Source organism: Methylophaga sp. UBA5088 (genome assembly GCF_002414625.1).
Lineage (GTDB): Bacteria > Pseudomonadota > Gammaproteobacteria > Nitrosococcales > Methylophagaceae > Methylophaga > Methylophaga marina.
This window is the reverse complement of sequence record NZ_DIAC01000095.1, coordinates 878-9069: the sequence shown is the minus strand read 5'-3', so window position 1 is coordinate 9069 and position 8192 is coordinate 878. Positions and strand designations below refer to the sequence as shown.

Genomic DNA, 8192 nt, shown 5'->3' with positions numbered 1-8192 from the left:
GACTCGGCCATGACAGCCTGCCCTTTCTCTTCAGTATAATCTGGATCAGGCTGGCCGGACTTAACGATACAGACATCATTAATAAAAATAGACACACCTGATAAATCAAAATCAGCTAAACCGCTACGTCCCACTGCCGCAAGGATTCTTCCCCAATTTGGATCAGAAGCAAACAGTGCTGTTTTGACTAATGGTGAATGGGCAATGGTATAGGCCACCTGGCGGCATTCTTCCTGGCTTTGTCCTTGCTCTACATTAATGGTAATAAACTTGGTCGCACCTTCACCATCACGTACGATAGCTTGCGCCAGATAACAACAAATATCATTCAGCGCCTTTTGCAAGGCTTCGCCTTCTTCTGAGGTAATCTGAGTAATCTTTGCGTTGCCTGCCTGGCCCGTGGCCATTAGCACGCACGCATCATTTGTAGAGGTATCACCATCCACCGTGATGCGGTTGAAAGAATGATTCATGGCGTTGTTTAACATGGTGGTTAAAACAGCATAATCCACATTGGCATCAGTCGCGATATAAGCCAGCATCGTGGCCATATCAGGTCGAATCATGCCGGATCCTTTAGATATACCGGTTATCGTAACGGTTTTGCCAGCTAATTCAACTTGCACAGACTTCGCCTTAGCGAGCGTATCTGTTGTCATAATGCCTTGAGCAGCGGCTAACCAGTTATCAGCTGTTAGACCATCATAGGTATCAGCCAAAACGGCACGGATCTTATCGACAGGTAATGGTTGACCTATTACACCTGTAGAGAATGGTAAAACATTCGCTTCATTGACCCCAGCGACTTCTGCTACAGACTGACAACACGCTTTAGCTGCAACCAGGCCAGCTTCACCAGTACCGGCGTTAGCATTGCCAGAATTAATTAATAAATATCGTGTCGCTTCAGCTGCTTGATGCTGTTTCGCCACAATGACAGGGGCAGCACAAAAAGCATTCGTTGTATAAACCGCGGCTGTTTGTGTGCCTTCGGCGAGTTCTATCAATACAACGTCTTGTCTGCCTGGCTTTTTTATTCCTGCACTAGCCGTGGCAAGACGAATACCATCAATGGCCAGTAAATCCTCCGCCCTAGATGCTGACAAATTGACTGCCATTAACGAATAGCTCCATGACATTGTTTGAATTTTTTACCACTGCCACATGGGCATGGATCGTTACGACCGATTTTACTACCATCACGAGTATAAGGTTGATGAGCAGCAAGATCTTCTTCTTGATTCTCTTCACTGGCTAGTTGTTGAGCCTGCTCGTGTTGATATTCCATTTCAGCTGTCTGACGGCGCTGTTCTTCAACCGCTTCCACATCTTCTTCAGCTCTGATCTGTACGCGAGAGATGAGTTTAATGACTTCATGCTTAATATTGTCAAGCATCGCTTTGAATAGGCTGAACGATTCACGTTTATATTCCTGCTTAGGATCTTTCTGTGCGTAGCCACGTAGATTAATCCCTGTACGTAAATAATCCATCTGGGCCAGATGGTCTTTCCATTGGGAGTCCAGCGTTTGTAACATGATGGCTTTTTCAAAGTGACGCATTAATTCTGAGCCAACGGCTTCTTCTTTTTGTTGGTATGCCTTCTCTGCTTCTTCTACGATACGTTCTCTTAATGACTCTTCATGTAAAGAGTCATCATTTTCTAACCATTCGGCTACAGGCGCTTCAAGAGCAAACTCTTCTCTGAGTGCTTCCTCTAAGCCAGAAATATCCCACTGTTCATCAATACTATTAGGTGGAATATACATACTGATAACATCATTAATCACCGTGCTGCGCATTGATGAGATGGTCTCTGACACATCGTCTGCAGCCATCAGCTCATTACGCTGCTCGTAAACAACCTTACGTTGATCGTTGGCGACATCATCAAATTCGAGCAATTGTTTACGAATATCGAAGTTGTGCCCTTCCACTTTGCGTTGGGCATTTTCAATGGCACGTGATACCCAAGGGTGTTCAATAGCTTCCCCCTCTTCCATGCCTAATTTCTGCATCAGTCCAGCCATCCGGTCTGAAGCAAAAATACGCATCAGATTATCTTCAAGAGACAGATAAAAGCGTGTTGATCCAGGGTCACCCTGACGACCGGAACGGCCACGAAGTTGATTATCAATACGACGAGACTCATGACGCTCAGTACCAATGATATGCAAACCACCTGCTGCTAATACCGCTTCATGACGGTTCATCCACGCTTGGCGGATGGTTTGTTTTTGTTCGTCACTTGTATCTTCTGGCAAACCATCTAACTCAGCATCTAAACTACCGCCGAGCACAATATCGGTACCACGACCAGCCATATTGGTGGCAATCGTTACCGCTGAAGGCATACCTGCATTCGCAATAATGTGTGCTTCTTTTTCGTGGAATTTAGCGTTGAGCACTTCGTGTGGAATTTTGGCCTTTTTAAGCAGGCTATGGAGATATTCTGAGCTTTCAATAGACGCTGTCCCTACCAGGACAGGTTGTCCACGCTTCACACAATCTTTCACATCTTCCAGAATGGCATCGTATTTTTCTTTTGCGGTGAGATAAATACGGTCTGCTTCATCTTTACGTTGCATTTCTTTGTGGGTCGGAATGACCACAACTTCCAGGCCATAAATGGATTGCAGCTCGTAAGCTTCAGTATCCGCAGTACCTGTCATGCCCGATAATTTAGAATACAGACGGAAATAGTTCTGGAAAGTGATAGAGGCTAAGGTTTGATTCTCGTTTTGAATCTTCACATTTTCTTTGGCTTCAACCGCTTGGTGTAAGCCTTCAGACCAACGACGACCGGGCATGCTTCTTCCGGTGAATTCATCGACAATGACAATTTGGTTATCCTGAACAATGTAGTCCACGTCGCGTTGGAACAAGACATGCGCACGTAACGCAGCGGTGACGTGGTGCATTAAACCAATATTGGCCGCATCATATAAGCTGGCATCAGCTGATAACAAACCGATATCAGTGAGCATCGACTCAATTTTTTCATGACCGGACTCGGTAAAGTGAACCTGCTTATTTTTTTCGTCTAGTGTGTAGTCACCTTCTACGGTAACGTCATCGCCCTCACCTTCTTGTTTGCTCAAGCTAGGGATAAGCGTATTAATTTTTTGATATAACTCTGAACTGTCTTCTGCTGGCCCAGAAATGATCAGCGGTGTTCTGGCTTCGTCAATCAGAATAGAGTCAACCTCATCGATGACAGCAAAATTTAATTCACGCTGGACTCTCTCTTCCAAACGAAACGCCATATTGTCACGAAGATAATCGAAACCAAATTCATTATTGGTGCCATAGGTGATATCACAATTATAGGCTTCACGACGTTCATCATTACCCAGACCGCCAACAATAACGCCTGTTGTCAGGCCAAGGAATCCATATAGTTTACCCATTTGCGTGGCGTCACGTTTTGCCAGGTAATCATTAACCGTGATGACGTGAACACCTTTACCTTCAAGTGCATTCAAATAGACAGCCAATGTCGCAACAAGTGTTTTACCTTCACCGGTTTTCATTTCAGCGACTTTGCCATCATTCAACACCATGCCACCGATTAATTGGACATCGAAGTGACGCATGCCGAGAACACGTTTACTGGCTTCACGAACAACGGCAAAAGCTTCGGTCAATATGTCATCGATAGTTTGGCCATCAGCAAGACGCTGTTTAAATGCCTCAGTTTTGGCTTGTAACGCCGGGTCATCAAGTTGTTCTATTTCTGTTTCAAACTTGGCAATCTCATCTATCGTCTTACGCATTTTTTTCAATACGCGCTCGTTACGACTACCAAAAATTTTACTGAAAAACTTGCTAACCATTTTTTCGCCTTAAACTGTGTTGATTACGGCGTGAACACCGATAAAAGTAATAAACTTGTGATTATAACGCGGACAAAGTCAGTGTTTGTAGATCACATTGTTTCATGTGGAGACTTCCCACAAATAAAACAAGAGCTCAAAAGAATTTACTTGATAAAACTATAAGGATTGATATGTTGGCCGTCACGTAAGACTTCGTAGTGAACGTGTGGGCCGGTTGACCGCCCTGTCGATCCCATCAGCGCCACCACTTCACCCTTACTGACGCGCTCGCCCTTACTCACCTTTATTGTTTTATTGTGGGCATATCGTGTGACATAGCCGTTACCATGGTCGACTTCGACTAAGCCACCATAACCGCCACGATCACCCACCCAGCTGACAATACCATCGGCTACAGCCATGACTGGACTGCCTTCTTTGCCGGCAATGTCGATACCTTCATGGAAGGTTTTTTTACCATTAAACGGGTCGATACGATTGCCATAAAATGATGACACCCAGCCATTTTTAACCGGTTTACCTTCAGGAATACCTGCCGCAATATTTTCTTTTGTGATGAGATACTCTTCAAGGGCATTTAATGTATCACTCTGACCACGTAATTGACTTGATAGCTGTTGGATACCTCTTTCCAGTGCCTCACTATTAAGAGGCGAGCCATCATGTTCAATACCACCTTGACCAGGATGCTCATCTAAAGAAAAGTCTTCTGTCTCAAAGCCTGCAATTTGCGCCAGACGCTCACTGAACATTTTCAAACGTATAGTTTCTGCCTGTAAACCACCGAGCTGTTTGGCATAAAAATCTTGTAAATTTTCTTCTTGATTTTCGTCCAGGTTCTGAGTGGTATCGATGGGATTTGAACTAGAAGAGAGAGTAGGAACGGGGACAGGCTGGAGATTTTCTGTTATGCGGTCTGTATAGAGCCATTTCGCCAGGCTATAGCTACTAACACTAATAAGGCATGTCAGCATCAGCATCAGCACGAACAAACTGGATCGCGTTAAATGCCAATGCTTATGGGTCTTGCTGTTTGAGGATATAATGATAACCTGCATTGTTATCCTTTTTCAGTCACTTAAAATAATATGTCAAAAAAACCTGAGCGCATTGGTCAACTCTATCAAAACGATAACCAGATGAAATGGTTATCAATTCGCGCCCAAAAACTGAACAAGCTTAACACCATTTTACAAAAAAGCCTGCCTTTAAAATTTAGTAATCATTGCACATTGGCAAACATCACGGAAGATAAAATCATCATTCTCACTGATAAAGCCAATTATGCGAGTTTATTGCGCTTTCAGGCTGCCTTTATTTGTAAAACCTTATCAGCGCATTTACCGAATCCAGTAAAAAAACTGGAGGTCAAGGTCAGACCACAAAGCGAACCGCTTAAATCGAAAATGAATCCGAATACGCTCCGTGTATCAACTGAAACGGCAGAACTTCTAACAAGTACTGCCGCTGAAATGCAAGACGGCCCATTAAAGGCCGCCTTGAATAAACTCGCTAAACGTCAATCCAATCAGAAAAATTAGCTTGAAATTGAGGCAGCAGGTCGACTGAAAAGAATGGGGGCATCTTTATCGTCTTCGAAGCTGACCAACTCCCAGGCATCTTCCTGAGCTAATAATTTCCGTAATAATTTGTTATTCACCTCATGTCCTGACTTATGGCCTTTGAAAGCACCAATCAGACTGTGTCCCAGCAAATACAAATCACCGATGGCATCCAGCACTTTATGACGAACAAATTCATCTTCATAACGTAAGCCATCTTCATTCAACACACGGTAATCATCAACCACGATGGCATTATCCATACTGCCACCTAATGCCAGATTGTTTTCGCGTAACTTTTCGATATCTTTCATAAAACCAAATGTGCGTGCACGACTGACTTCACGAACAAACGATGTGGAGGAGAAATCAACATCGACTTGTTGAGGTCGTCCAGTAAATGCAGGATGCTCGAAATCGATAGTAAATGACACTTTAAAACCATCAAATGGTTCAAATTTCGCCCATTTATCACCGTCTTCCATCACAACTGGTTTTTTGATGCGGATGAACTGTTTAGCCACATTCTGCTCTTCAATACCTGCCGACTGCACCAAAAACACAAAGGGACCGGCACTGCCGTCCATAATGGGTACTTCAGCTGCATTCAGGTCAATATAAGCATTATCAATACCTAAGCCGGCAAATGCAGATAATAAATGCTCCACTGTTGAAACACGTTGACCATGTTCAATCAGCGTGGTCGATAGAGCGGTTTCACCCACATTCTCAGCTTTTGCCTGAATCTCGACAACCGGGTCCAGATCCACTCTACGAAAAATAATGCCTGTATTAGGGGCGGCAGGTCGCAGGGTCAGATATACCATCTCACCACTATGCAAACCGACACCGGTCGCACGAATCACATTCTTCAATGTTCGTTGCTTTATCACGGTGTTTTACCCCCTTAAACAGTTACAGATCAAAGCATAATATCATAAGCAGAATATAAGCAGCTATACTAAATTAATCCGCCTGACGACGCAGAAATGCTGGAATATCCAAATAATCCATATTGACATCTCCGTTGGCGACTTGTTTCTGCTGGCTATCTTTACCATTGCGAATGACTGTCGGTTCATCATAATCGATTTCAACTGGTTTTTTCACAATTTCAATTTGTGGTGCAGCTTCTTCCGGTGCTTTCGCTACAGCGACTCTCGGTGCGCCTAAACCCGTCGCCACAACGGTCACTCTCAACTCGTCAGTCATGTCTGGGTCAATCACGGTTCCAACTACTACTGTAGCGTCATCTGAAGCAAATTCTTTAATGGTGTTACCCACTTCTTCGAACTCACCAATACTCATATCCAGACCAGCAGTAATATTGACCAATACTCCACGGGCACCAGCCAAATCGACATCTTCTAATAATGGGCTTGAGACCGCTAATTTCGCCGCTTCACGTGCACGATGCTCACCTTTAGCATGCCCCGTGCCCATCATAGCCATACCCATTTCAGACATCACAGTACGAACGTCAGCAAAGTCAACGTTAATCATACCTTCACGTGTGATTAATTCAGCAATACCCTGAACAGCACCTAACAAGACATCATTGGCTGATTTAAAGGCATTCAGCAAAGTCATATCTTTACCCAGTACCTTCAATAACTTCTCGTTTGGAATGGTAATCAACGAATCAACATGTTGACCTAATTCTTCAATACCCGCTTGCGCAATTTTCATACGCTTGCCACCTTCGAATGGGAAAGGTTTGGTAACGACAGCTACCGTCAGAATACCCATTTCTTTGGCCACTTGAGCAACGACCGGTGCGGCACCTGTGCCAGTACCACCACCCATACCGGCTGTGATAAAGACCATATCTGCACCATCGATAACTTCCATGATGCGTTCTCTGTCTTCTAACGCTGCTTGACGACCCACATCAGGATTGGCACCTGCACCCAAGCCTTTAGTAATGTCACCACCCAGTTGCAGTTGTGTGGTTGCTGAGCTTTTACGTAATGCTTGAGCATCCGTGTTTGCACTGATGAAATCCACCCCTTCAATTTGGTTGACGACCATATGCTCAAGCGCATTACCGCCACCGCCACCAACACCAATCACTTTAATGACAGCATTTTCACTGTATGTATCAATTAATTCAAAAGTCATAACTTCTCCCCCAAAAAATTGTGTAAAACAAACATGCTCAATTACTCAGCTTAAAAATTCCCTTGGAACCAGCTTTTCATTCTTGCCAGCATGCCTTTTAAGCCTTCACTTACTTTAATTTCACCATGCCCTGGGGCATGCTCCTGATTGCCAAATAACAGCAACCCAACACCTGTTGCATGAATTGGGTTACGCACCACATCAACAAGTCCCCCGACATGCTGTGGCACTCCCAAACGCACAGGAAGGTGGAAGACCTCTTCAGCAAGCTCAATAGCGCCTTCCATTTTCGAACTACCGCCTGTCAGCACAATGCCCGCAGCCAGTAATTCCTCAAACCCACTACGACGTAGTTCAGCCTGAACTAACATCAATAATTCTTCATATCTCGGCTCAACCACTTCAGCTAGCGTCTGTCTAGCAAGCTGACGTGGCGGCCTGTCCCCCACACTCGGTACCTCAATGGTTTCATCTTCACGAGCCAGTTGTGTCAAAGCACAGGCGTATTTAATTTTGATTTCTTCGGCATATTGCGTGGGTGTGCGTAATGCCACGGCGATATCATTGGTGACCTGATCGCCGGCAATCGGAATCACTGCTGTGTGGCGAATCGCGCCATCAACGAACACAGCTATGTCCGTGGTTCCACCGCCGATATCAACGATACAAAC

The 8192-nt window shown here is 44.6% G+C and carries 7 protein-coding genes; 1 reads left to right on the top strand and 6 read right to left on the bottom strand.

Annotated features, from left to right (window positions below):
* The 3 genes from argJ to B4K20_RS11675 form a co-directional block, all read right to left on the bottom strand.
* Window positions 1–1118, bottom strand: a 1118-nt coding sequence (gene argJ / locus B4K20_RS11685; RefSeq protein WP_289283010.1) for a bifunctional glutamate N-acetyltransferase/amino-acid acetyltransferase ArgJ, incomplete at its 3' end; no start/stop codon positions are given.
* The gene (gene secA, locus B4K20_RS11680) at window positions 1118–3835 is read right to left on the bottom strand and encodes a preprotein translocase subunit SecA (RefSeq protein WP_289283009.1); all 2718 of its coding nucleotides are present in this window, start codon (window positions 3833–3835) and stop codon (window positions 1118–1120) included. The genes secA and argJ, both read right to left, overlap by 1 nt.
* A gap of 146 nt (window positions 3836–3981) precedes the next feature.
* Window positions 3982–4812: a M23 family metallopeptidase gene (locus B4K20_RS11675; RefSeq protein WP_289283008.1), complete on the bottom strand. Its 831-nt coding sequence runs from the start codon at window positions 4810–4812 to the stop codon at window positions 3982–3984.
* Window positions 4813–4977: 165 nt separating this feature from the next.
* On the opposite strand from B4K20_RS11675, the gene B4K20_RS11670 reads away from it, so the two are divergent.
* Window positions 4978–5379, top strand: a complete 402-nt coding sequence (locus B4K20_RS11670) for a DciA family protein (protein WP_286305471.1) — start codon at window positions 4978–4980, stop codon at window positions 5377–5379.
* On the opposite strand, the gene lpxC is transcribed toward B4K20_RS11670, so the two are convergent.
* The 3 genes from lpxC to ftsA all read right to left on the bottom strand — a co-directional run.
* Window positions 5376–6293 (bottom strand): UDP-3-O-acyl-N-acetylglucosamine deacetylase, encoded by a 918-nt coding sequence (lpxC, locus tag B4K20_RS11665; RefSeq protein ID WP_286305472.1) that lies wholly within the window; start codon window positions 6291–6293, stop codon window positions 5376–5378. The genes B4K20_RS11670 and lpxC overlap by 4 nt on opposite strands.
* A gap of 73 nt (window positions 6294–6366) precedes the next feature.
* On the bottom strand, window positions 6367–7521 hold the full coding sequence (ftsZ, locus tag B4K20_RS11660) for a cell division protein FtsZ (RefSeq protein WP_286305474.1): 1155 nt from the start codon (window positions 7519–7521) through the stop codon (window positions 6367–6369).
* A gap of 50 nt (window positions 7522–7571) precedes the next feature.
* Window positions 7572–8192, bottom strand: a 621-nt coding sequence (gene ftsA, locus B4K20_RS11655) for a cell division protein FtsA (protein ID WP_289283007.1), incomplete at its 5' end; no start/stop codon positions are given.

Coding starts and splice junctions, on each gene's coding strand:
- secA (WP_289283009.1), bottom strand. CDS start 3,835: ATGGTTAGCAAGTTTTTCAGTAAAATTTTTGGTAGTCGTAACGAGCGC.
- B4K20_RS11675 (WP_289283008.1), bottom strand. CDS start 4,812: ATGCTGACATGCCTTATTAGTGTTAGTAGCTATAGCCTGGCGAAATGG.
- B4K20_RS11670 (WP_286305471.1), top strand. CDS start 4,978: ATGAAATGGTTATCAATTCGCGCCCAAAAACTGAACAAGCTTAACACC.
- ftsZ (WP_286305474.1), bottom strand. CDS start 7,521: ATGACTTTTGAATTAATTGATACATACAGTGAAAATGCTGTCATTAAA.